Raw genomic sequence first — 24,767 nt, forward strand, 5'->3', positions numbered from 1 at the left:
GCCCCAGGATGACCCTGGGTTGGCGCAAGCCCATTGAGGTCTATGCCGAGCACTTGGCTCGATTGAGCCAGCAGCCAGACCCTGTGCATTGAATATTTGTTGCACTTGGACTTGAAACCGCCCTTATCCAGCAAGCGCTGACAGCTATCTTTTTTGATGTACCCTGCCTGACAGCCGTCCGCCGCGCAGCGCCCTACAGTGGTGTCTCCCACAACACCGGAGACACCCGCATGACCCACAGCATTCCGCCCCTGCAAGCCAGCGTCAGCCCCGAGGAATGGCAGCTGCGCTGCGACCTGGCCGCCTGCTACCGCCTCGTGGCGCTGTACGGCTGGAGCGACCTGGTCTTCACCCACATCAGCGCCAAGCTGCCCGAATCCGTCTCGGGGCCGGGCGCGCACCAGTTCCTCATCAACCCCTACGGGCTGATGTTCGAGGAGATCACCGCGTCCAGCCTCATCAAGGTGGACATGCAGTGCAACAAGCTGCACGACTCACCCTACCCCGTGAACCCGGCGGGCTTCGTCATCCACAGCGCCGTACACGAGGCCCGGCCCGAGGCGCAGTGCGTGCTGCACACCCACACGCGCGCGGGCGTGGCCGTGAGCGCGCAGCAGTGCGGCGTGCTGCCCATCAGCCAGCAGAGCACCTTCGTGCTGGCCTCGCTGGCCTACCACGACTACGAGGGCGTGGCCTTCCGCGAGGACGAAAAGCCCCGCCTGCAGGCCGACCTGGGCGCGGCCAACTTCCTCATGCTGCGCAACCACGGGCTGCTCACGGTAGGCAACACCATCGCCGACGCCTTCCTCTCCATGTACGTCTTCGAGGCCACGTGCAAGATCCAGATCGACGCGCAGGCGGGCGGCGCGCTCACGCACGTCAACCCGCAGATCGTCCACGGCGTGGCGCAGGCCATGAAGGTGCAGACCGGCGGCCTGGGCGGCGTCTTCGCCTGGCCTGCCCTGCTGCGCAAGCTGCAGCGCGAGGCACCCGGCTACGACCAGTAACCCCACGCAGGCATGCCCGCCACGCCGGGCATAGCATGGCGTCTCCCTTTTTCTTGTCGAAGGACTCTGCTGTATGAAGCTCTACTACTCCCCCGGCGCCTGCTCCCTGTCCCCCCACATCGCCCTGCACGAGGCGGGCCTGGCCTACACCCCCGTGCTGGCCAGCACCAAGACCCACAAGCTGCAGGACGGCACGGACTTCTACACCATCAACCCCCTGGGCTACGTGCCCGTGCTGGAGCTTGACGACGGCACCCGCCTGCGCGAAGGCCCGGCCATCGTGCAGTACATCGCCGACCAGGCGCCGGACAAAAAGCTCGCGCCCGCCAACGGCACTTTGGCCCGCTACCGCCTGCAAGAGTGGCTGACCTTCATCGGCACCGAAATCCACAAGGGCTTCAGCCCCCTGTTCAACCCCGCCACGCCCGAGGAGTACAAGCCCCTGGCGCGCGAGAAAGTGCTGCAGCGCCTGCAATGGGTGGACGGCCAGCTTGCGGGCAAGCAGTACCTCATGGGCGAGCAGTTCACCGTGGCCGACGGCTACCTCTTCACCGTGATCAACTGGACCAAGCCCACCAACCTGGACATCTCCGGCCTGGCCAACCTCACCGCCTACCGCGACCGCGTGGGCGCCCGCCCCGGCGTTCAAGCCGCCATGAAGGCCGAGGGTTTGCTCAAGTGACCGCCAGCCTTTTCGACCCCGTCCAGGCAGGTAGCCTGCGCCTGGCCAACCGCATCGCCATGGCGCCGCTCACGCGCAACCGCTCGCCCGGCGCCGTGCCCACCAGCCTGGTCGCCACGTACTACACGCAGCGCGCCAGCGCCGGGCTGATCATCACCGAGGCCACGGCCATCAGCCACCAGGGCCAGGGCTATGCCGACGTGCCAGGGCTGTACGCGCCCGAGCAGGTGGCGGGCTGGAAGAAGGTCACCTCGGCGGTGCATGCGGCGGGCGGCACCATCGTGACGCAGCTGTGGCACGTGGGCCGCGTCTCGCACACCGCGCTGCAGCCCGGCAACGCGGCGCCCGTGGCGCCCTCGGCCATCGCGGCCAAGACCAAGACGGTGCTCATCGACAACGGCGTGCCCACCTTCACCGAAACGTCCGTGCCCCGCGCGCTGGAGCTGGCCGAAATCCCCGGCATCGTGGCCGACTACCGCCGCGCCGCGCGCGCCGCCATCGAGGCGGGCTTCGACGGCGTGGAAATCCACGCAGCCAACGGCTACCTGATCGACCAGTTCCTGAAGACCGGCGCCAACCAGCGCACCGACGCCTACGGCGGCAGCATCGAGAACCGCGCCCGCCTGCTGGTCGAAGTGGCCAGCGCCATCGTGGCCGAGATCGGCGGCGGGCGTACCGGCATCCGCCTGTCGCCCGTCACCCCTGCCAACGACATCGTGGACGCCGACCCGCAGCCGCTGTTCGAGCACGTGGCGCGCCTGCTGGGCCCCCTGGGCCTGGCCTACGTGCATGTGATCGAGGGCGCCACGGGCGGCCCGCGCGAGGTGGAAGGCCGCCCCTTCGACTACGCCGCCTTCAAGGCCGCCTACCGCAGCGCGGGCGGCCAGGGCGCATGGATGGTGAACAACGCCTACGACAAGGCGCTGGCCGAGCAGGCGCTGGCGAGCGGCGCGGACATCGTGGCCTTTGGCCGCCCGTTCATCGCCAACCCCGACCTGGTGGAGCGCCTGCGCCGCGACGCGCCGCTCAACCAGGTCCACCGCGCCACGCTGTACGGCGGCGGGGCCGAGGGGTACACGGACTACCCCGTGCTGGGCTGAAAAGTTAAGGTCAAATTGGCCTCCAGCGCTTATGCAGTAAGCGCTGGCAGCTCACTTTTTGATAGTACCTGCGCCGCCTGCGCATCCCCCAGGCGGAACTGCTGCACCACCTGCGACAGCCGCGCCGCCTGCTCGCGCAGCGACTCGGCGGCGGCGGCGGACTCTTCCACCAGCGCGGCGTTCTGCTGCGTCATGCGGTCGATCTCGCCCACCGCGCCATTCACCTGGCCGATGCCCGCCGACTGCTCGGTCGCCGCCGCCGTGATCTCGCCGATGATGTCGCCCACGCGCTGCACGCTGCCCATGATGTCGTTCATGGCCGTGCCCGCCTCTTGCACGTGGCGCACGCCGCCGTCCACCGCCTGCACGCTGTTCTGGATCAGCCCCTTGATGTCGCTGGCCGCCGCCGCGCTGCGCTGGGCCAGGCTGCGCACTTCGCTGGCCACCACGGCAAAGCCCCGACCCTGCTCGCCCGCGCGCGCCGCTTCCACGGCAGCGTTCAGCGCCAGGATGTTGGTCTGGAAGGCGATGGAGTCGATCAGGCCGATGATGTCGCCGATCTTGCGGCCCGACGCCGCGATGTCGCCCATGCTCGCCACGGCCTGCTGCACCACGCCGCCGCCGTGCGTCGCCGTCTGCGAGGCCGACGCGGCGAGCTGGTTGGCCATCTGCGACGACGAGGCCGTCTGCTGCACCATCGCCGTGAGCTGCGCGAGCGAGCTGACGGCCTCCTGGGCGTGGCTGGCCGTTTGCTCGGTGCGCTGCGACAGGTCCTGGTTGCCCATGGCGATCTCCTGGCTGGCGGTGGCGATGTTGCCGCTGGCGTCGCGCACCTGCGCCACCAGCGCGCCCAGGCCCTGCTGCATGTCGCGCAGCGCGCGCTGCAGGTCGGCCACCTCGTCCTTGCCCTCGGCATGGATGGGCTGCGACAGGTCGCCCCCGGCGATGGCCTGCGCCATGCGGCGCGCCTCTTCGAGCGGGCGGCAGATGGAGTTCATGTTCATCAGCGTGGTGGGCACCACCACCGCCACGGTGATGACCACGGCCAGCACGAACAGCCACTGGGTCTGCCGGGACACCTGGCCCTGCTGCTCCAGCGACTGGCTCGCCTCGGCGCGCAGCACGGCGTCCAGCTCGGACATCAGCTTGTCGGCCTGGTCGAACTCGGCCACGGCCTTGCTGCTCATGCGGTTGGCAATGGTGGCCGTGTCGTAGCCGCCGGACTCCAGCTGGCGGGCCACGTGCCCAAACTGCTCGCGGTAGCTGTCGAGCTTGGCGACGATGTTGCGCACCACGGGGTTGTTGGCGTCCTCGTCGCCCTCCAGGAACTGGCCCGCCACCTTCTTGGCCTGCTCCAGGCCGGCCTGCCACCGGCCGTGCGCGGCCTTCACGGCCTCGGGCTTCTCGTAGCCGATGATCATGTCCTTCTCGTGCTGGCGGATCGCGCCCATCACGCCGCGCAGCTCCGCCAGGCGGCCCGCGTCGGTGAACGAATGCGCCACGAAGTCCTCGCTCATCGCATGGATGCGGAACATGCCCAGCATGCCCGCGCTGCTGAGCAGCCCCAGCAGGACCAGCACCACCGCAATGGCGCCCAGCATGCGCAGCCGGATGGTGAACCGCCGCATGAACGAGAAGAAATTCATGATGTGCCTTCCTTTGTCTCTTGTATGGAATGCGCCGCCGCCGCAGCCTTGCAACAAATGGACACATTTTGCCAGGCGGGCGCGGCGGCTTTGATACGTAGTTATCCCATCCGCCAGCGCTTGAGCAGCAGCGCGTTCGCCATCACGCTGACGGAGCTGAGCGCCATGGCCGCGCCCGCCACCACCGGGCTCAGGTAGCCCAGCGCCGCCAGCGGAATGCCCGCCACGTTGTACGCGAAGGCCCAGAACAGGTTCTGGCGGATCTTCACCACCGTGCGGCGCGAGATGTCCAGCGCCGCCGCCACCAGCAGGGGGTCGCCGCGCATCAGCGTGATGCCCGCCGCGTGCATGGCCACGTCGGTGCCGTTGCCCATGGCCATGCCCACGTCCGCCGCCGCCAGCGCGGGGGCGTCGTTCACGCCGTCGCCCACCATCGCCACGGTACGACCGCCAGTTTGCAATTCACGCACCTTGGCCGCCTTGTCGCCCGGCAGCACCTCGGCCATCACCTCGCCCGCCGCGGGGTCCAGCCCCAGGCGGCGCGCCATGGCTTCGGCGGCCCCCTGGTTGTCGCCCGAGATCATCACGGTGCGGATGCCACGGCTTTTCAGCGCCGCCAGCGCCTCGCGCGCGCCGGGCTTGGGCTCGTCGCCAAAGGCCATCAGCGCGCGCAGCACCGGCGCGCCGTCGCCCCAGCGTTCAGCGACGGCAGACACGGTAGCGCCCTCGCTTTGCAGGGCCTGCGCGCGCGCCGCCAGGGGCGACAGGTCCACGCCCAGCTCCTGCATCCAGCGCAGGCTGCCCACCCAATAGGTGCGCCCGCCCACGCTGCCCTCGGTGCCGCGCCCCGGCACGGCGCGCACGTTCTGGGGCGCCGCCAAGGCCCGTTGGCGCTCGCCGACGGCGGCGACCACGGCGCGGGCCAGGGGGTGTTCGCTGCCGCTCTGCACCGCCGCCACGGCGGCCAGCGCAGCGTCGGCGTCAACGCCCGGCGCGGCGTCGAACGCGGTCAGCCGGGGGCGGCCCACCGTCAGCGTGCCGGTCTTGTCGAACGCCACCGTGTCCACCTGGTGCGCCAGCTCCAGCGCCTGCGCGTCCTTGATGAGAATGCCGTGCTTCGCGGCCACGCCCGTGCCCGCCATGATGGCGGCGGGCGTCGCCAGGCCCAGCGCGCAGGGGCAGGCGATGACCAGCACGGCCACGGCGTGGACCAGCGCGAACTCCCCGCCCGCGCCCGCCCACAACCAGCCCAGCAGCGTGACCAGCGCCACCGCCAGCACGGCAGGCACGAAGACGGCGGACACCTTGTCCACCAGCCGCTGGATGGGCGCCTTGGCGGCCTGCGCGTCTTGCACCAGGCGGATGATCTGCGCGAGCACGGTCTCGGCGCCCACCGCGCCCACGCGCATCACGATGCGGCCCTCGCCGTTGATGGAGCCGCCCGTCAGCGCCGCGCCCACGTCCCGCGCCACGGGCAGGGGCTCGCCCGTCAGCATGGATTCGTCCACCTGCGTGTGCCCTTCCAACACCGTGCCATCGACGGGGATGCGCTCGCCGGGCCGCACCACCAGCCGGTCGCCCACCAGCACCTCGGCCACGGGTACATCCACCTCGCCGTCATGGCCCAGCAGGTGCGCCACCTCAGGCCGCAGCGCGTGCAGCGCGCGGATGGCGGCCGTGGTCTGGCGCTTGGCCCGGGCCTCCAGCCACTTGCCCAGCAGCACCAGCGTGACCACCACGGCGGACGCCTCGAAATACAGGTGCGGCACGTGCCCTTCATGCGCCGTCAACCACAGCCACACCGACAGCCCCCAGCCCGCGCTGGTGCCCAGCGCCACCAGCAGGTCCATGTTGCCCGTGAGCGCCTTCAGCGCATGCCAGCCCGCCTTGTAGAAACGCGCCCCCAGGATGAACTGCACCGGCGTGGCGAGCAGAAACTGCGCCCAGGCGGGCAGCATCCAGTGCTGGCCGAACAGGTCGCCCGCCATGGGCAGCACCAGCGGCGCCGACAGCAGCAGGCCGATGCCCACGGGCAGGAAGCCCGCCCAAGGCGAATCATCCTGCGCCGCCGCGTCGCCCGGCCCGGCGGCGCGCGGCTCGTAGCCCGCGTTGCGCACGGCGCGGCGCAAAAGTGCGTCCATGGGTGCGTCCACACCGGCGCCGGCCGCTTCATAGGTGATGCGCGCCGACTCGGTGGCCAGGTTCACCGCCGCGTCCTGCACGCCGGGCACCTTGCGCAAGGCGCGCTCCACGCGGGCGACGCAGCTCGCGCAGGTCATGCCGCCCACGCCCAGGTCGAGCGTGGTGGAGGGGGATGGGGGAATGGAGGAAGAAGTACGCATGGTCAGAAGGCCGATGGTTGGCATGATGGCAAGGTCCGGCATTGACGTGGATCAACCCTCGCGCCAGGAGTGGCATCACGGCCTCCGTTTGACTCTGCCACGATGTCAGCCTTGAACATACTCGCCATGAAAGAGCCTTCCATGACCGCCCCCGCTTCCACCACGACCTTCCAGGTGCAGGGCATGACCTGCGGCCACTGCGAGCGCGCCGTCACCCGCGCCGTGCAGCAGATCGACCCGGCCGCCGCCGTGCGCATCGACCGGGCCAGCGGCCAGGTGCAAGTGCGCAGCAACGCCCCGCGCGAGGCCCTGGCCGCCGCCATCGCCGAAGAAGGCTACACGGTCACGGCATGACGCCCGGCCCATGAATGCTACTAAAACAATAGCTACATGTGCTTGCTGGACAAGCGCTGGAGCCTTATTTTGCTTGATATGAACGACACCGCCCCACCCGTACTCCTGGAGCGCGACGGCGCCATCGCCACGCTGCGCTTCAACCGCCCCAGCGCCCTCAACGCCATCGACGTGCCCCTGGCCCGCGCCTTCCTGGCCGCCGTGCAGACAGTGGCGGCAGACGCCACCGTGCGCGCCGTGGTGCTGCGCGGCAATGGCCGTGGCTTCATGGCGGGCGGCGACCTGGCCACGCTGCGGGCCGACCCGGTGCAGGGCGCGGCAGACCTCCTCGCGCCGCTCAACGCCGCCCTGCCCCTGCTCGCGGGCATGAACGCGCCCGTCATCGCCCAGGTCCACGGCGCGGCGGCGGGCGCGGGGCTGAGCCTGATGCTCATGGCCGACTACGTGCTGGCGGCCGAAGGCACCCAATTCAACCTGGCCTACATCCACCTGGGCACAAGCTGCGACGTGGGCGCGTCCTGGGCGCTGCCGCGCCTGGTGGGCACGCGCAAGGCGCTGGAGATCGCCATGTTGAGCGAGCCCTTCCAGGCCGACGAGGCCCTGCGCCTGGGCCTCGTCAACCGCGTGGTGCCCGCCGCCGAGCTGGACGCCGCCACCGATGCCATCGCCCGGCGCTTCGCGGCGGGGCCGACGCTGGCCTATGGGGCCATGAAGCGGCTGATGACCACGTCCATGGAACGCACGCTGCCCGAACAGTTGGCGCAGGAGGCCAGCGCCTTCCTGCGCTGCGCGGGCACGCAAGACTTCCGGGCCGGGGTGGAAGCGTTCCATGCCCGGCAACCCGCGAAGTTCGCGGGCCGCTGAACACGCCAGCGGCCTCAGCCCACCATCCAGTCTTCCAGCCGCAAGCCCTGCACCTGCACGAAATGCCGGGTGTTGTGCGTGACCAGCGTCAGCCCATCCGCCAACGCATGGGCCGCTATCTGCGTGTCCAGTTCTCCAATGGGCGTACCGGCCCGGCGCAGGTTGTCCTTGAGCACGCCATACCGGTCCGCCGCTTCCTGCCCCCAGGGCAGGCAGGGCAGCCGCAACAGAAAGGCGTCGATCAACGCCCGCCGTTTGTCGCCAGGCTCCATGCCGCACTGGCCAAAGCGCAACTCGGCGCGCGTCAGCACGGAAATGGCGCAGTTCTGCGCCCGCAGCGCGTGGCTGACCCGCTGTTCCAGCACGGGCGAAGCGCGGCGCAGGAAGTAGCTCACCACATTGGTGTCCAGCAGGAACAGGGTGCTCATGCCGTCCAGTCCGCCAGCGGGTCGGGCGCGGGCGCATCGTCACGCGGCAAAATGAACTCCGGCGAAGGCGGCATGGACTGGAGCAGGGACAGGAAAGCCTCCAGCCCGTCCCCCGCAGGCTTGGGCGTGAGCGTGATCTCCCCGGTGGCCTCGTTGCGGCGGATCCAGACCTCGGCAGTCTCCAGCCGGAACGCCTTGGGCAGGCGCACGGCCTGGCTGTTGCCCGTGGTAAAGACCTTGGCGGTGGCGGACATGGCAGGCTCCTTTCGTATATACGAAAACGTATGTATTTTAAGAGACTGGCCGATGCCCGGCAAGACTAGAACGGCGCTGAATCGCCGTCCACGCTGGCTGCTGCCGCCGCCGCCGCCACGCCGCTCTCCGGCTCGCCCCCCAGTGCCTCGATCAGGTCCGGGATCAGCTTGCACAGCTCGCCCGTGGCAATCGCCACGTCGGTGTCGAAGCCGCCGTCGTCGGCCTTGGTGCCCTCGAACACCGTGTCCAGAAAGGCCACTTTCTTGAGCTGCAAGCCCTCGGTCAGCATGAAGCTCACGCGGTCGTCCCAGGTCAGCGCCAGCTTGGTCGGCAGCTTGCCTGCGGCGATGTGGGCCTGCACTTCCTCGATGTCCAGTGGGTGGCGGGCGTAGCGCACCACCGCTTTCTCCTCGCTGGCGCTTTTCAGCTCGCACTCGCGGTCCACGGTAAAGCCCACGGGCGGCTCCTGCTCTTTCAGCCAATGCGCCATGGCGGCCTGGGGGCTGGTCTGGGTGTTGATGAGCGCCACCGACAGGCCGGGCAGCGACTCCACCAGCAGCGTCACCACCTCGTCGGCGCGGCCCTGGCTTGAGGTGTCCAGCACCAACGTGCGCGCCTCGCGGTCGATCCACACCCACATCGAGCCCTGTTTGGTGAAGGCCATGGGCAGCAGGTCCAGCTTGGCCTCGTCCTTGAGCTCGCGGGTTTCCTTCTTGCCGGGCTTGCGGCCCGTCTGCTGCTCGATCTGCGCGGCCTTTTCCTTCACCTTGCGCGCCAGCACGCTGCCCGGCAGCACCTTGGACTCGGCCATGAAGCGCAGCACCCACTGCCCGCCCACCGATTCGACCAGCGGCCCGTGGGCCTCGCCGCGCGGCGGCACCCAGCCGACCGACTTCTCCTGCGTGGCGCCGCATTCCACGAAGGGCGCCTTGGACAGGGCTTCTTCCACCTGCGCCAGATCCACCTGCCAGCCCGGCGCGATGCGATAGACGATCATGTTCTTGAACACTGCAAAGACCTTTTTCTGCTTGACGGAGCCCGCCATTGTCGGCGGTTTGGTCTCCCAGATTTCTTCCCAAAACTTTACGTAACGTCATCACGTCGGCACGACGGCGATACATGCGGGGCAGACACTGACCTCCATCCCAACCACCCTTGCGAAAGGACTGACACCATGGCTTTCCAACTCCCCCGCCGCCTTGCCGCCACCGCCGTGCTGGCCGCCCTGGCCCTGCCTGCCCTGGCGCAGCAGCAGCAACCCCCCGCCAACCCGCCTGCCGCAGCCGAGCGGCCCCACGCACACCCCAAACGCCCCCATGGCGACTGCGGCCCGCACAACCCGGCCCAGCGCCTGGCCAACCTGAAGGCCAAGCTGCAGCTGACCCCCGCGCAGGAACCTGCCTGGACCACGTTCACCGCCGCCCTCCAGCCCGCCGAGCGCCCGGCCCCCCCTGACCCCAAGGAATGGCGCCAACTCACCACCCCCGAGCGCATCGACCGCATGCGGGCCCAGCGCACCCAGCGCGCGACCGAGGCCGACCGCCGGGACGAGGCGACCAAGGCTTTCTACGCCGCGCTGACGCCCGAGCAGCAAAAGACCTTCGACGCCCAGCCGCCCCGACCGCCCCACCGCGGTCGCCCCGGCGGCCCGGAACACCGCCACCCGCCCCGCCCCGCGGGCTGACCGGAAAGGTGGATGGAAGAGAAGCCCGGGTTCCTGGTGGAACCCGGGCTTTTTTCATGCGGTGTGTGGATAAACCTGGGGGCAGTTCTGGCACAAGCCGGGGCTTATCCACACAAAAGGCGGCGGCGCAAAAGTTGTTGTCTGCCCGCCCCGCAGTTCAGGGCGCCTGCCCCACATGCTTTGCAGCGCCGCAAGTGCGCGCCCTGATTGGGAAAACCAGCCTTGTCCACAGACACCGGCCCGCTCTACTACTACTGCTATTGATCAATAAGACTTCCAATGAATAACAAGAAGCCATGCGCCGCCGGGCGTGTGAAGGGCCGCCCGCGGCGCCTGTGCAGGGTATTTACTATGAAAATAATAGCTTGTAGCGCTTGCTGGATAAGCGCTGGATGCCGATTTGTGCCTAAACCTGGCCTTACGCCGTCTTCTTCAAAAAGGCTTCCAGCACGTCCGAGGACAGGGGCCGGCTGAACAGGTAGCCCTGGTAGAGCTGGCAGCCCGCGTTGGCCAGAAGTTCGCGCTGTGCGGCGGTTTCCACGCCCTCGGCGATGACCTCCAGGCCCAGGCTGCGCGACAGGCCGATGATGGTGTCCACGATGGCCGCGTCGTTGGGGTCGGTGAGCAGGTCGCGCACGAAGCTCTGGTCGATCTTGAGCTGGTCCAGCGGCATGCGCTTGAGGTAGCTCAGGCTGGAATAACCCGTGCCGAAGTCGTCCAGCGAAAAGCCCACGCCGTACGAGCGCAGCGCGGCCATGGTGGCGATGGTGATCTCCATGTCCTCGACCAGCACGCTCTCGGTCAGCTCCAGCTTGAGCTGCTGGGCCGGTGCGCCGGTGATGGCCAGCACGCGGGCCACGTCATCGACGAAGCTGGCGTGGCGGAACTGGCGCGAGCTGACGTTCACCGCCATGGTCAGGTGCGCGAGCTGTGGGTCGTCCTGCCAGCCCGACAGCAGCTTGCAGGCCGAGTGCAGCACCCAGCGGCCCAGCGGCAGGATCAGGCCCGTCTCCTCGGCCAGCGGGATGAACTGCGCGGGCGAGACGATGCCGCGCTGCGGGTGGGCCCAGCGCACCAGCGCCTCCACGCCCACGCAATGGCCGTCCTGGCGTATCTGCGGCTGGTAGTGCAGCAGGAACTCCTCGTGCGCCAGGGCGGCGCGCAGGTCCGACTCCAGCCCGGCGCGGGCCGTCACCACGGCCTGCATGGCGGGGTCGAAGAAGCGCAGCGTGTTGCGCCCCGCCGTCTTGGCCTGGTACATGGCCAGGTCCGCCTGCTTGAGCAGCTCGCCCACGCTGGTCTGCTCGCCCGTGAACGGCGCGATGCCGATGCTGGGCGTGCTGCGGTACTGGTAGCTTGCCAGGGCATAGGGCAGGGCCAGCATGTTCAATATCTTCTCGCCCACGCCGCGCGCGTGCAGGGCCAGGTCCTCGGGCTTGGGGCTGAGTTCTTCGAGCATGACCACGAACTCGTCGCCGCCCAGGCGGGCCACGGTGTCCACGCTGCGCACGCAGGTGTTCAGGCGCTGCGCCACCTGCTGCAGCAGCAGGTCGCCCTGGTCGTGGCCCAGGGTGTCGTTGAGCTGCTTGAAGTTGTCCAGGTCGATGAACAGCAGCGCCCCGCCCTGGTGGCGGCGCCGGGCGTTTGCCAGCGCGTGGCCCATGCGGTCCATCAGCAGCATGCGGTTGGGCAGGCCGGTGAGCGCGTCGTAGAACGCCAGGCGCTGGATCTCGCGCTCGTTGGCCTTGCGCTGGCGGATGTCGGTGTTGATGGCCAGGATGGACTGCGGCTGCCCGTCGTCGCCGCGCACCAGCGTCCAGCGGCCCTCGACCTCGATGGGGCTGCCGTCGCGGTGGTGCTGCACGATCTCGCCCGTCCAATCGCCCTGCTCCAGCACGACCTGCGTGGCGCGCCGAAAGGACGTGGGGTCGTCGTAGAGCAACGTCTCGACGGACTGGCCCAGCGCCTCGGGCTGTGCCCAGCCGTACAGGCGCTCGGCGCTCTGGTTCCAGAAAATGATGCGGTGGTCCAGGCTGCGCACCATGATGGCGTCCTGCGCCTTGTCCAGCAGCGAGGCCTGGTCGCGGATGCGCGCGTCGGCGAGCTGCCGGTCGATCTCGGCCGAGGCGCGGGCCGTGAAGATCTGCAGCGTGGAGGTGATGAAGTCCGTCTCGCTGATGGGCTGGCGGAACACCACGAACATCAGGCCCACCACCTCGCCGTCGGCATTGCAAAGCTGCTGGCCCACGAAGCCCTGCGCGCGGGCCATGGAGATCATCGGGGCCTGGGGGTAGAGATCGTGTGCCCGCTCGGCCACGATGTACTGGCGGTGCTCCAGCAGCATGAGGCTGGGCGAGCCCGCCAGGTCGTATTCGTCGCGCGCGGGCAGCATTTCGCCGTCCAGCACGGCGGCGATCGTGGCCGCGCGCGGGCCCTGGCCGCTGGCGGTGGGCAGCAGCCGCGCCAGGCAGGCGCCCTGCGCGTCCAGCGCGTCGGCCAGGTTGCGCACCAACTGCTCGAAGAACTCGGTGCCCGTGCTGGCCGACACCGCAGTCGCCATCTTCAGCACCGAGGTCTGCAGCCGCTGCTGCGCCTTGTGCGCGCGCAGGCTGGTGATGCCGAAGGTCACGTCGTTGGACAGCTCCTGCAGCAGTGCGGCTTCTTCGGTGCCGATCTGCAGCGCCTCGGGCGCATACAGGTGCAGCAGGCCGAAGGCGTGGTCGTCGCCTCGGTGCAGCAGCGGCAGGCAGATAGCGCCCTCGAAGCCGTTGTCCAGCATGTGCTTGCGCCAGCCGGTCAGGGGGTTTTCTCCGCGCAGGCCCTGCACGATCACCGGCTTGCCCGAGCGCACGGCAAGGCCCGCCGGGCCCTGGCCGCTGGGGTCGTCGGCCGACCAGGAGAGGTTCAGGCTCTGCAGGTAGCCCTGGTTGGCGCCGGCGTGGGCGACGGGCTCGATGGACTTGCGCTCGTCGTCCCGCGCGAAGCCCACCCAGCCCATGCGGTAGCCGCCGATGTCCACCGCGATCTGGCAAATGGTCTGCAGCAGCGCCGTCTCGGACGTGGCGCGCACCAGCGCCTCGTTGCATGCGCTCAGCAGGCGGTGGGCACGGCTGACGCGCCTGAACTGGCGCTCGGTGCGCACGCGCTCGGTCACGTCCATGGCCAGCACCTGCCGCGCGGGGTGGTCGTTCAGCCAGATGCTGTCGGCAGTGATCTCCACGTAGATCTCGGTGCCGTCCTTGCGCAGGTGGCGGCTGCGCACGGGGGGGGTGGGCTGGTCGTTCTGGCTTTGGGGAATGGCGTCGATGTACTGCTGCACGGTCTCGCGCAGGGACGTGGGCCACAGGTCCGTCACGTGCATGGCCAGCAGCTCGGACTCGGAGTAGCCGTAGTGCGACACCATCGCCCGGTTCACGACCCGCAGGCGCTGCGTCTGCTGGTCATACACGAATATGGGGTGCGGGTGCTCGTCGAACAGCATGCGGTACTGCTGCTCGGACGCTCGCAGGCGCGCAACCACGTGCCGCAGCCGCACCATGGCGCTCAGCGCCTCGGCGACGATCTCCAGGTGCGCCACGGTACGGTGCGTGAAGGTATTGGCCCGGTCCGACGTGGCTCTCAGCGAGCCCACCGCCTGGCCGTCTGCGCGCAGCGGCGTCGCCACGATGGAGAGCACGCCTGTGTGGTGCGGCGCGGACGCCATGTCCCAGCCTGCGGCGCGGGTGTCGTTGCAGGCCACCGTGCGGCCCTGGCTCAGCTCGGGCCACAACAGGCTCTTGTCCAGCGGCTGCCGGTCGCCCGGGGGCCGCACGAGGTCGCCCGCCACGGCTTCGCACACGAGATGGCCGTTATCGAGCAGCTCCACCATCGCGCCGCGCGCGCCGGTCTGGCGCTGCACCATCTCGACCACCATCTGCAGCGCCTCGGGCAGCGGCATGTCCATCGCCGAGATGCGCTGCTGCACGCGCAGCAGTTCGTCGCGCTCGTGCGCGAGCTGGGCCAACTGGCCAAAGGCTTCTTCGGCGGGGGTGTCGGGGATCGCGCTGGACTGCAGTGCCCTCAGCCGCGCTGCCTCGTTCTGCGCGGGGTCCGGGGGCGTGGTCATGCCCGAATGCTAACCGCGAAGGCTGGCGCCGGAGCGTGGAAATTTGTCAACTAAACGCACTCTTTCAGGGGCGGCGGAACGTGGGGTTCAGCCGCGCCCAGTGCCGCGCCTGCAATGCGTCCATGCGCACCGTGCCGCCGCTGGACGGCGCATGCACGAAGCGCCCCTCGCCCACGTAGATGCCCGCGTGGTGGGTGCCGAACACCACCAGGTCGCCCGTGCGCAGCTGGTCCGCGTCCACGCGCTGGCCAAAGCCCGCCAGCTGCGCCACGGTGCGCGGCGGCGCCACGCCCGCGCTGCTTTGATAGACGTAGCCGATCAGCCCGCTGCAGTCGAAGCCGCCCTCGGGCGTGTTGCCGCCGTAGCGGTAGGGCGTGCCGACCAGGCCCAGGGCGTGGATGGCGATGTCGTGCGCCTGCTCGTCCGTCAGCGGCGAATAGACGATGGCCGGGCGCTGCGGCTTGTAGGCCGTGGGGCGGCTGGTGCCGCAGCCGCCCAGCACCAGCAGGGCGGCTGCGCAGGCCAGGCAGGGAAGGATGGCGCGTAGGGGCCGCATGCGCCAAAGTTTAGGTCAAATTGGCCTCTAGCGCTTATCCATCAAGCGCTGGCAGCTATCTTTTTAGGAGATTCCACCACCCCGCCGCGCTGCGCCAGCCGGTTGGCAGCGCTCACGATGGCCTGTACCGAGGCCGTCACGATGTTGTGGCTGGCACCCGCGCCGAAGGTGGAGCCCGCCACGCCGTCCATGGCGGCCTCGACGATGGCCAGGGCCTGCGCGTTGGCGCCCGTGCCGGTGGCGCGCTCCTCGTAGTGGTCCACGCGCAGCGGCAGGCCCAGCGCGTCCACGGTGGCGGCGATGGGGCCGTTGCCCTGGCCGCGCAGGGTGTGGTGGGCGCCGTGGATGGTCACGTCCAGCTCGATGGCCTGGCCGTCATCGTGAAGCTGGTGGCCGTGGCAGACGATGGCGGCGTCCTGCGGCGCGTGCAGGTAGGTGGCCTGGAAGAGCTTCCACAGCGCGTCGCCCGTCATTTCGCTTTCGCTGCTGTCGGTGTGGCGCTGCACCACGGCGCTGAACTCCACCTGCATGCGCCGGGGCATGACCACGCCGCGCTCGCGCTCCAGCAAAAAGGCAATGCCGCCCTTGCCCGACTGGCTGTTCACGCGGATCACGCTGTCATACGTGCGGCCGAGGTCCGCCGGGTCGATGGGCAGGTAGGGAATGCGCCACGGGCCATTGGGGTCGTGCGCGGCAAAGCCCTTCTTGATCGCGTCCTGGTGCGAGCCCGAGAACGAGGTGAACACCAAATCGCCCACGTAGGGGTGGCGCGGGTGGATGGGCAGGCCCGTGCATTCCTCGGCCACGCGCGCCACGGCGTTGATGTTGGAGAAGTCCAGGCCCGGGTGGATGCCCTGCGTGTAGAGGTTGAGCGCCACGGTCACCACGTCCAGGTTGCCGCAGCGCTCGCCGTTGCCGAACAGGCAGCCTTCCACGCGCTGCGCGCCCGCCATCATCGCCAACTCGGCGGCGGCCACGCCCGTGCCGCGGTCGTTGTGGGGGTGGACGGACAGGACCACGTGCTCGCGGGGGGCCAGGCGCCGGTGCATCCACTCGATCTGGTCGGCAAACACGTTGGGCGTGGCGTTTTCCACCGTGGTGGGCAGGTTGATGATGATGGGCCGCCCCGGCCCCGCGCCCCAGGCTTCAATCGCCGTCTGGCAGGCTTGCAGCGAGACTTCCAATTCCGTCGCGCTGAAGCACTCGGGCGAGTACTGCAGCGTCCAGCGTGTCTCGGGCCGCGCATCGGTCAGGCGCTTGAGGTGCGACACGTGGCCGTGAATGAACGCCATCACCTGCGGCACGCTCATGCCGAACACCACCTCGCGCCATACCGGCGCGGTGGCGTTGTACAGGTGGACGATGGCGCGCGGCGCGCCGCGCACGGCCTCGACCGTGCGCTCGATCAGGTCCGAGCGTGACTGCGTCATCACCATGATGGTCACGTCCTCGGGCACCAGGTTCTCGTCGATGAGGCGGCGCACGAAGTCGAAATCGGTCTGCGACGCGGCGGGAAAGCCCACCTCGATCTCCTTGAAGCCGATGCGCACCAGCTCCAGAAAAAGCTTCATCTTGCGCTCGCCGTTCATCGGCTCGAACAGCGCCTGGTTGCCGTCGCGCAGGTCGGTGGACAGCCAGATGGGCGCGCGGGTGAGGGTCTGGGACGGCCAGGTGCGGTCGGTCAACGCGACGGGGGCGAAGGGCTGGTACTTGGCGGAAGGTTGGGCAATCATGATCGGCTCCACGAAACGAACGAAACAAGGGCGAAGAAAGCGACATCCCCTGCAGCCCTTTGCCTGGCGGCAAAGGCTGGTTCGTGGGCCGGGGTCAGGGGGAAATCGGGTGTTGCGCTTTTCAGGCAACGAGAGCGGCGAACGCAGGCAGACCCCGGCCTTGTGCTAGGCCTAGTAGGGTGGATAGGAACTGCTTGCGTTGCATAGGGGGCCGACGATAGCACAGGCGCGCTGGAGGGCGCAATCACGTGCGCCTACCGTGGCTTCTGGCGCTTGCGCTGCCTTTTGCGGGCAGCGTGCGAGAGCGCCGCCTTGGGCGCCAGGCCCAGCGCCGCGCGGGCCAGCGCGTCGGCCTCGCCATTGCGGCGGCGCGGAAGCCATTGCACGGCCAGCGGGCCCAAAGCGGCAAAAGCGCCGAGCACGCCGCGCACCTCGTCCACCAGCGGCGCAAGCCGCGCAATGGGGCGCTCGCAGGTCGTCATCTGCTCCACCAGAATGCTGCTGTCGCTGAAGACGCGCACGCCCGCCACGTCACCGCCCTGCGCCTGCAGCCAGCGCAGCGCCAGCAGCAGGGCGCGCAACTCGGCCTCGTTGTTGCAGCCGGTGAAACTGGTGGCCTGCGAGAGCCGGTGCGCCGCGCCGCCGGGCGCGATCACCACCGCGCCCAGGCCCATGCGCCCGGGGTTGGGCACAGCGCTGCCGTCGCAGTGGATGGTCCACACGGTCAGCGGTAGAACGCTTCGACCCGGCCCTTGAGCTTGATCATCAGCGGCTGGCCCTTGCGGTTCACCGTCTTGCCCGCGGGCACCTTCACCCAGCCTTCGCTGATGCAGTATTCCTCGACATCGGAGCGGTCCCGGCCGTTGAAGCGGATGCCGATGTCGTGCTGGAACACGGCGGCCACGTGGTGCGGGCTGCGCGGGTCCACGCTCAGGCGGTCGGGCAGGGGCGGTTGCGGGGCGGTGTCGGTCATGGACGTGTTTCCTGGGGTGAAGTTGTTGGCAAAATATGGCTCCAGCGCTTTCCAGTCAAGCGCCAGCAGCTATCAAAAAGAGAGTATTTGGAAACCCGCAGCGTGGGTCATGGCCGCGAAATAAGCCGCCTTGTCCGCATCCCAGCCTCCGTAGCGGGGGCTTCAGCGCCCGCGCTGCAAATCCGCTTCCAACACCATGCGGATATACCGAGCATACGGAACGCCATTGGCCTTTGCCTTGGCGCGTACCGCGTCCATCAGCACGGCGGGCAGGCGCATGTTCAAAGCCGCCTCCTTCTTTGCGATTTCAAAGCGCATCGGCGCAAACCCCGACAGGTCGTATTGCGACAGGTCGGCGGTGTCCACAAATTGCTCGGCTTGCGCATCGCTCTTGAGCGAGGGAAGCGGCTTACCTTTTTTGGTGCTCATAGTGGTCTATCTCCTTCTGGTGCATGTGGCGGGCGCTGATGGGGCGCAGCTTGGTCTGGCCGTCGATTTCGCGCACCATGAACACGACGAACGCATAGCGCCCAGCCGCCGTCTTCCCGATGGCACGCATGCGCGGCTCGCCGGGATATGGATCGGCAAGCACGGCAGGCGTACCCAAGAAAACCTGCTCAATCTCCTCACGGGAAAGGCCGTGCTTGCTGCACTTCGGCCAGTTGCCTTCATCCCCGTCGAAGCCTGCTATGTTCATGCCCGCATGGTAGCTTATTGTCTACACAATTGCGATGCAATTTATCGCGGCAGCCGGTAGGGCACCTGGGCAGCGGTGGTGAAGGCGGTGGCGCGGTTGAGCCAGTCGAGGGTGGGCATGGCGGGGCAAGAAAAAGCAGGCCCGGTATTGTGGCCCACTTCGCGGTTGGAATACCAACCAAATTGGCCGTTTGCGCTTATATGACAAGCGCTGGCAGCTATCAAAACAGGAGTTCAGGCAAACAGCTTGTGCAGCGAGTCGCGCTTGCAGCGCTGCAAGCGCATCAGCAGCGCATGGTCCGGCCAGGGCTGGCCGTAGCGCTGGCCCAGGTCGCGCTGCATGCGTGCGAGCAGCGCGGCGGCCATTTCGGCGTCGGCCAGGGCGCGGTGGGCGCGGCCTGTGTGCGGCAGGCCCAGGTGGGCGGCTATGTTGCCCAGGCTGTGGCTGGGTGCGTCGGGGTAGATGCGGCGCGACAGCAGCACGGTGCAGGCGAAAGGCTGCGGCGCGGGCAGGCCGGCGTGGCGCAGCTCGGACTGCCAGAACTTGCTGTCGAACGCGGCGTTGTGCGCCGCCAGGGGCGCGTTGCCCACGAAGCGGGCGGCCTCGCGCATGACGCCTTCGGCGGGCGGGGCGGCTTGGACCATGGCGTTGGTGATGCCGGTGAGCTGGGTGATGAAGGGTGGTATCCACACGCCGGTGTTCATCAGGCTGGCAAAGCGGTCCACCACGCGCTCGCCTTCGAGCAGCACGATGGCGACCTCGGTGGCGCGCGCGCCCTGGGCGGGCGCCATGCCGGTGGTTTCGAAGTCGATGACGGCGATGGGGGAAGGCATCAGGCTTTCTTCAAGAACTCCGATTTGAGCAGCATGCTGCCCAGGTCGGTCTTGCAGTCCACGTTGTGCCCGTCCGCGCCATCGACGAGGCGGATACCCTTGATCTTGCTGCCCTTCTTGAGCACCGAGGACGAGCCCTTGACCTTCAGGTCTTTCACCAGGATCACGGCGTCGCCGTCGGCCAGCGGGTTGCCGTTGGCGTCGCGCACGGCGGCGTCGCCTTCGACCGCTTCGGCGGCCTCGGCCTGCTGGGGCCATTCATGGGCGCAGTCGGGGCAGATGTAGCTGGCGGCGTCGGGGTAGGTGTTCTCCAGGCCGCATTGGGGGCAGGGGGGAATGGTGTGGGGCATGGGCGGGATTGTCGCCGCTGGCTGGCCGCGTCACGCCGCCCCGCGCCGCTCCAGCCGGAACGGCGGCAGCCCCGCCAGCAGCCGTTGCCCGTAGCTGGTGCGCACCAGCCGCTTGTCGTAGCAATAGACGTGCGCCATGTCGTCCTCGGTGCGGATGGCGCGGCCCACCCATTGCGCCAGGCGGATGGCGGTGGCGGGCACCACCAGTTCGCTGAACGGGTCGCGGCCCACGGCGCGCAGCCATTCGGCGCGGGCCTCTCCCACGGGGTCGTCGGGCGGGGCGAAGGGCAGCTTGGTGATGAACACCGATTCGCACAGACGGCCCGGCAGGTCCAGCCCCTCGCCGAAGGACTGCATGCCGAAGATGACCGAGGGCTGGCCGCTGTCCACGCGCTCGCGGTGGCGCTGGAGCAGTTGCGCGCGCGGCAAGGCGTTCTGCACCAGCACCACGGCGCGCATGGCGGTGGGCAGGGCGTCCACCGCCTGGCGCATCTGCTCGCGCGAGGTGAACAGCACCAGCGCGCCGTATTCGACGCGGGCGATGTCGTGCAGCAGGGCATCGACCATCTCGGCGGTGAACTGCGCGGCGTTCTTGGGGTCGGCGCGGGTTTCGGCGGCGACCAGCGTGCCCTGGGCGGCGTAGTCGAAGGGGCTGGGCACTTCGAGCGTGGTGGCGGCGTCGTCGCCATGCAGGCCCGTTTCACGCAGGAAGAAATCGAAATTGCCGCAGCTGTTGAGCGTGGCGGATGTCAGCACCGCGCCGCGCACCGCGCTCCACAGGTGGTTGCGCAAGGCGCTGCCGGGCAGGATGGGGCTGGCGTGGGCCTTCACGACGATGAAGTCGCCGTCCGTCTCCAGCGTGAACCATTTGGCGGCGGGCACGGCACCTTCGGGCGCGTCCTGCAGCAGCAGCTGGGCGGTGGCGTGCAGCTCTTCCAGGCGCGGCGCGAGCATGCCGACCTGCGCGTACTGCGTGGACAGGCGGCGCGCTTGCTCGGGCTTGTCGCGTATCTCGGCGCGCAGCGCTTTGCTGATGGCGCGCAGGGCTTCGAGGAAGCCGTCGGCGCTGGCAGCCAGCAGGCCCAGCGGGGCGATGAATGGCGGCGGCAGCTCGCCGCGCGGCACGCGCACGCGCGCCGGCCCCCAGGTGTCGCGCTGGCTCTTGAGCGCGGGGCCGTACACGTCCATCACGATGCGGGCCAGGTCCTGCAGCGTCTGGCGCAGCTGGGCCGCGTGCTTGGGGATGTCGGCGATTTCTTCCACCTCCAGCAGCGCGCCGATGCGCAGGCCCCGGCTGGACAGGCGCTCGATCCAGGTGATGCGCGACAGGTCCATGCTGCACGCGAACTGCTGCAGCGCCGTGGCGGGCAGGTGGTGGGCCTCGTCCAGCACCAGGAGGCAGTTGTCCAGCTCGGGCAGCACGCGCGCGCCCAGGGACGACAGCAGCAAATCGTGGTTGGCCACGATGACCTGCGCGCCCACCAGCTCCTTGCGCTTGCCGTAGTAGGCGCACTGGCCGAAGGCCGGGCAGTGCTTGCCGGTGCAGGACGCGCCCTCGGCCGCCACGGGGTGCCACACCTCGGGCTCGGGCGGCGTCTCCAGGCTGTCGCGGTCGCCGTCCCACGTGCCGCGCGCCAGGGTCTGGGCCATGGCGGCGTAGAACTGGATGCGCGCCTGCGTCTCCTGCTGCGGGCGCCGGGCGCGGGCGGCGGCTTCTTCCTCGGCGAACAGGTCGTCGTCTTCATCCGCATCCCCCGCCTCGCCCGTGCCCGCCAGGCGGTCGAGCTTGAGCTTGCACGCATAGCGACCGCGCCCCTTGGCGAGCGCGAACCTGAAGGGCTGCGGCATCAGCGCCGCGAGCGCGGGCAGGTCTTTGTTGACCAGCTGTTCCTGCAGCGCCACCGTGGCCGTGGAGATCACCACCCGCGTGCCGCGCGCCAGCGCCAGTGCGATGGCGGGCGCGCAGTAGGCCAGCGACTTGCCCACGCCCGTGCCCGCCTGGATCACGGCGATGGCGCGCCCGGGCGGGCCGCCGTTGTCGTCTTCATCCACCTTGCCGAGCTGGGCGGCGCTGAAGGTGTGCGCCACCTGCTCGGCCATGCGCCGCTGGCCGTCGCGGCTGCGAAAGCCCGGCGTGGCCTGCACCACGGCGTCGAAAGATTGCAGGGCCTGCGCGGCCCACTCGGGTTGGGACATGAATCAGGGGCACCGGCTCAGCGCCAGGGCCTCTTGCTACACTGTGGTTTCATCCAGCCATGGTATCCGATGGGCGCTCGGGGCCATACTTGGCGCCTGCTGAACCGAGGCCCGGCAGACAGAAAAACCAGCGAGACAGCACCATGAGCATCTTCGACCGGCTATGGGGCGGCGCGCGCAAGCCAGCGGACCGCCCCCAGACGCCCGAGCAGGCATCTTACGAACCCGAACTGTTCGAACCCGTCGAGCGGCGCAAGCGCCCGCGCATCAACGCGCGCCGGGGCACGCGGGCGCTCATCATCGACGACTCGCAGACCGTGGTGGTCGCCTTGCGCAGGGTGTTGCGCTCGGTGGGCTACGACACCCGCGAGGCGCGTGATGCCGAGCAGGGCCTGGCCCTGATCGGGCAGGAGCCGCCCGAGCTGCTGTTCCTGGACATCGTCCTGCCGGGCATGAACGGCTTCAGCGCGCTGCGCACCATCCGCAGGACGCCCGCGTGGCAGCACATTCCCGTCATCATGATCAGCGGCAACGAGCACGCCACCGAGCAGTTCTATGCCGACCGCATCGGCGCGGACGACTTCATGAAAAAGCCGTTCTCGCGGCACGAAATCTTCGCGCGCATCGAGGCGCTGCTGGACGCGGACTTCATCCCCCGTCGCAAGGGCGTGGCCGCAGCCGGTTGATGGCTCAGTGGTGGTGGCCGTGCGCGCCGTGGACGTGGCGGTGCGCAATCTCCTCGGGCGTGGCGGCGCGCACCCCCGTCACCTTGCAACTGAAGACCAGTGCCTGACCGGCCAGCGGGTGGTTGCCGTCCAGGTGGACCTCGGGGCCCTTGATCTTGACCACGTTGAAGACCTGGGGCTGGCCGTCCTGGCCCAGGCCCTGCAGCTGCCCGCCCACCTTCACGCCGGGCGGGAACTCGCTCTTGGGGATGGTGCGCACCAGGCTCTCGTCGCGCGCGCCGAAGGCGTCTTCCACGGCCAGTTGCAGCGTGGCGGCGTGGCCCACGGCCTGGCCTTCGAGCGCGGCCTCGACCTTGGGGAAGATGTTCTCGTAGCCGCCGTGCAGGTAGGCCAGGGTGCCCGCGTCCAGCGGCTTGCCCTGGGGCGTGGTCAGCTTGTAGCTGAGGGTGACGGCGCAGTCTTTGGCGATGGTGTTCATGGCGGCAGATTGTCCACCAGCGCGCCCGGATAGCGCGCAAAGCGGCGCGGCGCGCTGCCATGCACCGGGTCGGGCGTGGGCCAGGGCCAGCCGCCGAACTGGGTGCGTTGGTAATCATGAAGGGCCTGCATGATTTCCTCGCGGGTGTTCATCACGAAGGGGCCGTACTGCGCCACAGGTTCGCCGATGGGCTGGCCCTGCAGCAGCAGGCATTCGGCCACGGCGCTGCCGGTGTTGGCCAGCAGCCAGCCCTGGTCGGCGCGCAGGTGCAGCGCGGCGTGGCGGTCCACCAATTGGGGGCCAATGCGCAGGCCGTCGCCCGCAAAGAAATACAGCATGCGCTGCGTACCCTGGCCCTGCGCGGCGGGCAGCGTCCACTGGGCGCCTGGCGCGAGGCGCAGCGTCCAGATCGCCACGTCGGCGCCGGGCTGCGCGGCCCAGGATTCGGGCGGGGGCGGCAGCGGCGCGCCAGCGCCGGGCAGGGCACCGGCCACCACGGTCACGGTAACGCCGGGCAGCGCCAGGCGCGGGATGCGCTCGTTCCAGAACATGGTGAAGTGCGGCGCCACCATCTTGTGGCGCGCGGGCAGGTTCAGCCAGATCTGGAACAGCTCCAGCGGGTTGGGCGCGTCGGCATCGAGCAGCGGGAACATCTCGGAGTGCTGGATGCCCCGCCCCGCCGTGACCCACTGCACGTCGCCGCCGCCAAAGCGCGCCGCCGCGCCCAGCGAGTCGGAATGGTCGATGAGGCCCTTGCGCACCAGCGTCACCGTCTCGAAGCCCCGGTGCGGGTGGCCGGGAAAGCCCGGCACGGTGTCGCCGTGGTACATGCTCCAGCCGTCCTTGCGGCTGAAGTCGCTGCCGATCTGGCGGCCGTCCAGCGGCACGGCGGGGCCGAAGGCGGCGCTGCCCGCCGGGTAGGCGTCGTCGTGGTGGGCGCAGAACAGGAACGGGTCGAGCGTGGGCCACAGCGGGCCGAGTTCCTGGGCCTGCAGGATGGGCGAGGTGGGGGCGGACATGCGGGCTCCTGGGGAGGGTTCACGAATTGTTTTTTGAGTCAAATTGGCCTCTAGCGCTTATGCAGCAAGCACAGGCAGCTATCATTTTTTAAGCATTTCGCCGCTGCGCCGCCAGCCACGCCAGCGCCAGCCCGGTGGCCGCAATGGGCAGCAGCGACCCCCGGTTGAGCAGCGCCCAGCCCTGCGTGGTCACCAGCGCGCCCGAGGCGAACGAGGTCAGCGCCATGGTGGCGAACACGAAGAAGTTGATGGCCGCCTGCGCGCGGTCTTTTTCCTCGGGGCGGTAGGCTTGCATCGCCAGCGTGGTGCTGCCGGTGAACAGAAAGTTCCAGCCCATGCCCAGCAGGAGCAGCGCCACGGTGAAGTGGTGCAGCTCCAGCCCCGCCAGCGCGACGGCCACGCAGGCGAGGTTGAGCGCCACGCCCGCGCCCATCACGGGCAGCACGCCCAGGCGCTGGATGAGGTGGCCGGTGAAGAAGCCCGGCGCGAACATGCCGATCACGTGCCAGGCCAGCACGAAGGCCGCGTCGTCAAAGCCCAGGCCGCAGACCTGCATGGCCAGCGGCGTGGCGGCCATCAGCAGGTTCATCACGCCGTAGCCCAGCGCCGCGCCCAGCACGGCCACGGCAAACGCCGGTTCGCGCAGCAGCGCGGCCAGCGGGCGGCCTGCGGGGGCTGCGCCCTTGGCGGCGGGTGCCAGCGCCTCGAAGCGGATCAGCGCCATGCAGGCCATGGACAACAGCGCCACCACCGCCAGCGCCACGTAGGCCCCCGCGAAC

25 protein-coding genes are annotated in these 24,767 nt (G+C 69.3%); 7 read left to right on the forward strand and 18 right to left on the reverse strand.

Translation table 11 applies throughout. The features are described 5' to 3' along the window. Positions 1 to 230: 230 nt before the first annotated feature. From QM569_RS14245 to QM569_RS14255, 3 genes are all read left to right on the forward strand, one after another. Positions 231 to 1,007 carry a class II aldolase/adducin family protein gene (locus QM569_RS14245; protein ID WP_414987892.1) on the forward strand — a complete coding sequence of 259 codons (777 nt, stop codon included), beginning with the start codon at positions 231 to 233 and terminating at the stop codon, positions 1,005 to 1,007. A gap of 73 nt (positions 1,008 to 1,080) precedes the next feature. After that, positions 1,081 to 1,689 carry a glutathione transferase GstA gene (gstA, locus tag QM569_RS14250; RefSeq protein WP_414987893.1) on the forward strand — a complete coding sequence of 203 codons (609 nt, stop codon included), beginning with the start codon at positions 1,081 to 1,083 and terminating at the stop codon, positions 1,687 to 1,689. Continuing rightward, the gene (locus QM569_RS14255; protein WP_414987894.1) at positions 1,686 to 2,789 is read left to right on the forward strand and encodes an alkene reductase; all 1,104 of its coding nucleotides are present in this window, start codon (positions 1,686 to 1,688) and stop codon (positions 2,787 to 2,789) included. Before gstA ends, QM569_RS14255 begins: the two co-directional genes overlap by 4 nt. A gap of 29 nt (positions 2,790 to 2,818) precedes the next feature. On the opposite strand, the gene QM569_RS14260 is transcribed toward QM569_RS14255, so the two are convergent. Together QM569_RS14260 and QM569_RS14265 are read right to left on the reverse strand one after the other, a co-directional pair. Beyond that, positions 2,819 to 4,435: a methyl-accepting chemotaxis protein gene (locus QM569_RS14260; protein WP_414987895.1), complete on the reverse strand. Its 1,617-nt coding sequence runs from the start codon at positions 4,433 to 4,435 to the stop codon at positions 2,819 to 2,821. Positions 4,436 to 4,536: 101 nt separating this feature from the next. Continuing rightward, positions 4,537 to 6,777: a heavy metal translocating P-type ATPase gene (locus tag QM569_RS14265; protein WP_414987896.1), complete on the reverse strand. Its 2,241-nt coding sequence runs from the start codon at positions 6,775 to 6,777 to the stop codon at positions 4,537 to 4,539. A gap of 141 nt (positions 6,778 to 6,918) precedes the next feature. On the opposite strand from QM569_RS14265, the gene QM569_RS14270 reads away from it, so the two are divergent. Both QM569_RS14270 and QM569_RS14275 read left to right on the forward strand, forming a co-directional pair. Continuing rightward, positions 6,919 to 7,131 carry a heavy-metal-associated domain-containing protein gene (locus QM569_RS14270; protein WP_414987897.1) on the forward strand — a complete coding sequence of 71 codons (213 nt, stop codon included), beginning with the start codon at positions 6,919 to 6,921 and terminating at the stop codon, positions 7,129 to 7,131. 78 nt (positions 7,132 to 7,209) lie between these two features. Continuing rightward, a complete protein-coding gene (locus QM569_RS14275; RefSeq protein WP_414987898.1) occupies positions 7,210 to 7,995 on the forward strand; it encodes an enoyl-CoA hydratase/isomerase family protein in 786 nt (261 codons plus the stop codon). 14 nt (positions 7,996 to 8,009) lie between these two features. On the opposite strand, the gene QM569_RS14280 is transcribed toward QM569_RS14275, so the two are convergent. The 3 genes from QM569_RS14280 to QM569_RS14290 all read right to left on the reverse strand — a co-directional run bounded on the left by QM569_RS14280 (position 8,010) and on the right by QM569_RS14290 (position 9,687). Continuing rightward, positions 8,010 to 8,423 (reverse strand): type II toxin-antitoxin system VapC family toxin, encoded by a 414-nt coding sequence (locus tag QM569_RS14280; RefSeq protein WP_414987899.1) that lies wholly within the window; start codon positions 8,421 to 8,423, stop codon positions 8,010 to 8,012. Further along, positions 8,420 to 8,677, reverse strand: a complete 258-nt coding sequence (locus tag QM569_RS14285; protein ID WP_414987900.1) for an antitoxin — start codon at positions 8,675 to 8,677, stop codon at positions 8,420 to 8,422. The genes QM569_RS14280 and QM569_RS14285 overlap by 4 nt, the downstream gene beginning before the upstream one ends. 65 nt (positions 8,678 to 8,742) lie before the next feature. Continuing rightward, on the reverse strand, positions 8,743 to 9,687 hold the full coding sequence (locus QM569_RS14290) for a recombination-associated protein RdgC (protein ID WP_414987915.1): 945 nt from the start codon (positions 9,685 to 9,687) through the stop codon (positions 8,743 to 8,745). 165 nt (positions 9,688 to 9,852) lie between these two features. On the opposite strand from QM569_RS14290, the gene QM569_RS14295 reads away from it, so the two are divergent. Then, positions 9,853 to 10,362, forward strand: coding sequence for a Spy/CpxP family protein refolding chaperone (locus QM569_RS14295; RefSeq protein WP_414987901.1), 510 nt, complete (start codon positions 9,853 to 9,855; stop codon positions 10,360 to 10,362). Between the two features lie 418 nt (positions 10,363 to 10,780). Here the strand turns inward: QM569_RS14295 and QM569_RS14300 are convergent, their stop codons facing one another. The 10 genes from QM569_RS14300 to dinG all read right to left on the reverse strand — a co-directional run bounded on the left by QM569_RS14300 (position 10,781) and on the right by dinG (position 21,805). Beyond that, positions 10,781 to 14,467 carry an EAL domain-containing protein gene (locus QM569_RS14300; protein ID WP_414987902.1) on the reverse strand — a complete coding sequence of 1,229 codons (3,687 nt, stop codon included), beginning with the start codon at positions 14,465 to 14,467 and terminating at the stop codon, positions 10,781 to 10,783. Between the two features lie 64 nt (positions 14,468 to 14,531). Beyond that, entirely contained in the window at positions 14,532 to 15,023 is a 492-nt protein-coding gene (locus QM569_RS14305; RefSeq protein WP_414987903.1) for a C40 family peptidase, read from the reverse strand. 41 nt (positions 15,024 to 15,064) lie between these two features. Continuing rightward, positions 15,065 to 16,756: a 2-isopropylmalate synthase gene (gene leuA / locus QM569_RS14310; protein WP_414987904.1), complete on the reverse strand. Its 1,692-nt coding sequence runs from the start codon at positions 16,754 to 16,756 to the stop codon at positions 15,065 to 15,067. 254 nt (positions 16,757 to 17,010) lie between these two features. Beyond that, a complete protein-coding gene (locus QM569_RS14315; RefSeq protein ID WP_414987916.1) occupies positions 17,011 to 17,484 on the reverse strand; it encodes a reverse transcriptase-like protein in 474 nt (157 codons plus the stop codon). After that, on the reverse strand, positions 17,481 to 17,729 hold the full coding sequence (locus QM569_RS14320) for a DUF3297 family protein (protein WP_414987905.1): 249 nt from the start codon (positions 17,727 to 17,729) through the stop codon (positions 17,481 to 17,483). Before QM569_RS14320 ends, QM569_RS14315 begins: the two co-directional genes overlap by 4 nt. Positions 17,730 to 17,891: 162 nt before the next feature. Next, complete coding sequence (locus QM569_RS14325) at positions 17,892 to 18,158, reverse strand: BrnA antitoxin family protein (protein WP_414987906.1); 267 nt, start codon at positions 18,156 to 18,158, stop codon at positions 17,892 to 17,894. Beyond that, a complete protein-coding gene (locus tag QM569_RS14330; protein WP_414987907.1) occupies positions 18,139 to 18,426 on the reverse strand; it encodes a BrnT family toxin in 288 nt (95 codons plus the stop codon). Before QM569_RS14330 ends, QM569_RS14325 begins: the two co-directional genes overlap by 20 nt. Positions 18,427 to 18,659: 233 nt before the next feature. Continuing rightward, positions 18,660 to 19,259, reverse strand: coding sequence for a PolC-type DNA polymerase III (locus tag QM569_RS14335; protein ID WP_414987908.1), 600 nt, complete (start codon positions 19,257 to 19,259; stop codon positions 18,660 to 18,662). Continuing rightward, positions 19,259 to 19,609, reverse strand: coding sequence for a zinc ribbon domain-containing protein YjdM (locus tag QM569_RS14340; RefSeq protein WP_414987909.1), 351 nt, complete (start codon positions 19,607 to 19,609; stop codon positions 19,259 to 19,261). Before QM569_RS14340 ends, QM569_RS14335 begins: the two co-directional genes overlap by 1 nt. 30 nt (positions 19,610 to 19,639) lie before the next feature. After that, complete coding sequence (gene dinG / locus QM569_RS14345; protein WP_414987910.1) at positions 19,640 to 21,805, reverse strand: ATP-dependent DNA helicase DinG; 2,166 nt, start codon at positions 21,803 to 21,805, stop codon at positions 19,640 to 19,642. Positions 21,806 to 21,948: 143 nt separating this feature from the next. Here dinG and QM569_RS14350 point away from each other — a divergent pair, with 143 nt between their 5' ends. After that, positions 21,949 to 22,491 carry a response regulator gene (locus QM569_RS14350; RefSeq protein ID WP_414987911.1) on the forward strand — a complete coding sequence of 181 codons (543 nt, stop codon included), beginning with the start codon at positions 21,949 to 21,951 and terminating at the stop codon, positions 22,489 to 22,491. Positions 22,492 to 22,495: 4 nt separating this feature from the next. Here QM569_RS14350 and QM569_RS14355 read toward each other — a convergent pair whose 3' ends face one another. From QM569_RS14355 to QM569_RS14365, 3 genes are all read right to left on the reverse strand, one after another. Next, positions 22,496 to 22,969: an FKBP-type peptidyl-prolyl cis-trans isomerase gene (locus QM569_RS14355; protein WP_414987912.1), complete on the reverse strand. Its 474-nt coding sequence runs from the start codon at positions 22,967 to 22,969 to the stop codon at positions 22,496 to 22,498. Next, positions 22,966 to 23,988, reverse strand: coding sequence for a pirin family protein (locus QM569_RS14360; protein ID WP_414987913.1), 1,023 nt, complete (start codon positions 23,986 to 23,988; stop codon positions 22,966 to 22,968). Before QM569_RS14360 ends, QM569_RS14355 begins: the two co-directional genes overlap by 4 nt. An 88-nt stretch (positions 23,989 to 24,076) precedes the next feature. Then, positions 24,077 to 24,767 (reverse strand): MFS transporter (locus QM569_RS14365; RefSeq protein WP_414987914.1); only part of this gene is annotated, 691 nt, incomplete at its 5' end.

Source organism: Acidovorax sp. (assembly GCF_047607405.1).
Classification (GTDB): domain Bacteria; phylum Pseudomonadota; class Gammaproteobacteria; order Burkholderiales; family Burkholderiaceae_C; genus Acidovorax.

What these genes read in the sequence shown, in the direction of transcription:
- QM569_RS14245 (WP_414987892.1), top strand. Translation starts at nt 231, where the DNA reads ATGACCCACAGCATTCCGCCCCTGCAAGCCAGCGTCAGCCCCGAGGAA.
- gstA (WP_414987893.1), top strand. Translation starts at nt 1,081, where the DNA reads ATGAAGCTCTACTACTCCCCCGGCGCCTGCTCCCTGTCCCCCCACATC.
- QM569_RS14260 (WP_414987895.1), bottom strand. Translation starts at nt 4,435, where the DNA reads ATGAATTTCTTCTCGTTCATGCGGCGGTTCACCATCCGGCTGCGCATG.
- QM569_RS14265 (WP_414987896.1), bottom strand. Translation starts at nt 6,777, where the DNA reads ATGCGTACTTCTTCCTCCATTCCCCCATCCCCCTCCACCACGCTCGAC.
- QM569_RS14270 (WP_414987897.1), top strand. Translation starts at nt 6,919, where the DNA reads ATGACCGCCCCCGCTTCCACCACGACCTTCCAGGTGCAGGGCATGACC.
- QM569_RS14275 (WP_414987898.1), top strand. Translation starts at nt 7,210, where the DNA reads ATGAACGACACCGCCCCACCCGTACTCCTGGAGCGCGACGGCGCCATC.
- QM569_RS14280 (WP_414987899.1), bottom strand. Translation starts at nt 8,423, where the DNA reads ATGAGCACCCTGTTCCTGCTGGACACCAATGTGGTGAGCTACTTCCTG.
- QM569_RS14285 (WP_414987900.1), bottom strand. Translation starts at nt 8,677, where the DNA reads ATGTCCGCCACCGCCAAGGTCTTTACCACGGGCAACAGCCAGGCCGTG.
- QM569_RS14295 (WP_414987901.1), top strand. Translation starts at nt 9,853, where the DNA reads ATGGCTTTCCAACTCCCCCGCCGCCTTGCCGCCACCGCCGTGCTGGCC.
- QM569_RS14300 (WP_414987902.1), bottom strand. Translation starts at nt 14,467, where the DNA reads ATGACCACGCCCCCGGACCCCGCGCAGAACGAGGCAGCGCGGCTGAGG.
- QM569_RS14305 (WP_414987903.1), bottom strand. Translation starts at nt 15,023, where the DNA reads ATGCGGCCCCTACGCGCCATCCTTCCCTGCCTGGCCTGCGCAGCCGCC.
- leuA (WP_414987904.1), bottom strand. Translation starts at nt 16,756, where the DNA reads ATGATTGCCCAACCTTCCGCCAAGTACCAGCCCTTCGCCCCCGTCGCG.
- QM569_RS14320 (WP_414987905.1), bottom strand. Translation starts at nt 17,729, where the DNA reads ATGACCGACACCGCCCCGCAACCGCCCCTGCCCGACCGCCTGAGCGTG.
- QM569_RS14325 (WP_414987906.1), bottom strand. Translation starts at nt 18,158, where the DNA reads ATGAGCACCAAAAAAGGTAAGCCGCTTCCCTCGCTCAAGAGCGATGCG.
- QM569_RS14330 (WP_414987907.1), bottom strand. Translation starts at nt 18,426, where the DNA reads ATGAACATAGCAGGCTTCGACGGGGATGAAGGCAACTGGCCGAAGTGC.
- QM569_RS14335 (WP_414987908.1), bottom strand. Translation starts at nt 19,259, where the DNA reads ATGCCTTCCCCCATCGCCGTCATCGACTTCGAAACCACCGGCATGGCG.
- QM569_RS14340 (WP_414987909.1), bottom strand. Translation starts at nt 19,609, where the DNA reads ATGCCCCACACCATTCCCCCCTGCCCCCAATGCGGCCTGGAGAACACC.
- dinG (WP_414987910.1), bottom strand. Translation starts at nt 21,805, where the DNA reads ATGTCCCAACCCGAGTGGGCCGCGCAGGCCCTGCAATCTTTCGACGCC.
- QM569_RS14350 (WP_414987911.1), top strand. Translation starts at nt 21,949, where the DNA reads ATGAGCATCTTCGACCGGCTATGGGGCGGCGCGCGCAAGCCAGCGGAC.
- QM569_RS14355 (WP_414987912.1), bottom strand. Translation starts at nt 22,969, where the DNA reads ATGAACACCATCGCCAAAGACTGCGCCGTCACCCTCAGCTACAAGCTG.
- QM569_RS14360 (WP_414987913.1), bottom strand. Translation starts at nt 23,988, where the DNA reads ATGTCCGCCCCCACCTCGCCCATCCTGCAGGCCCAGGAACTCGGCCCG.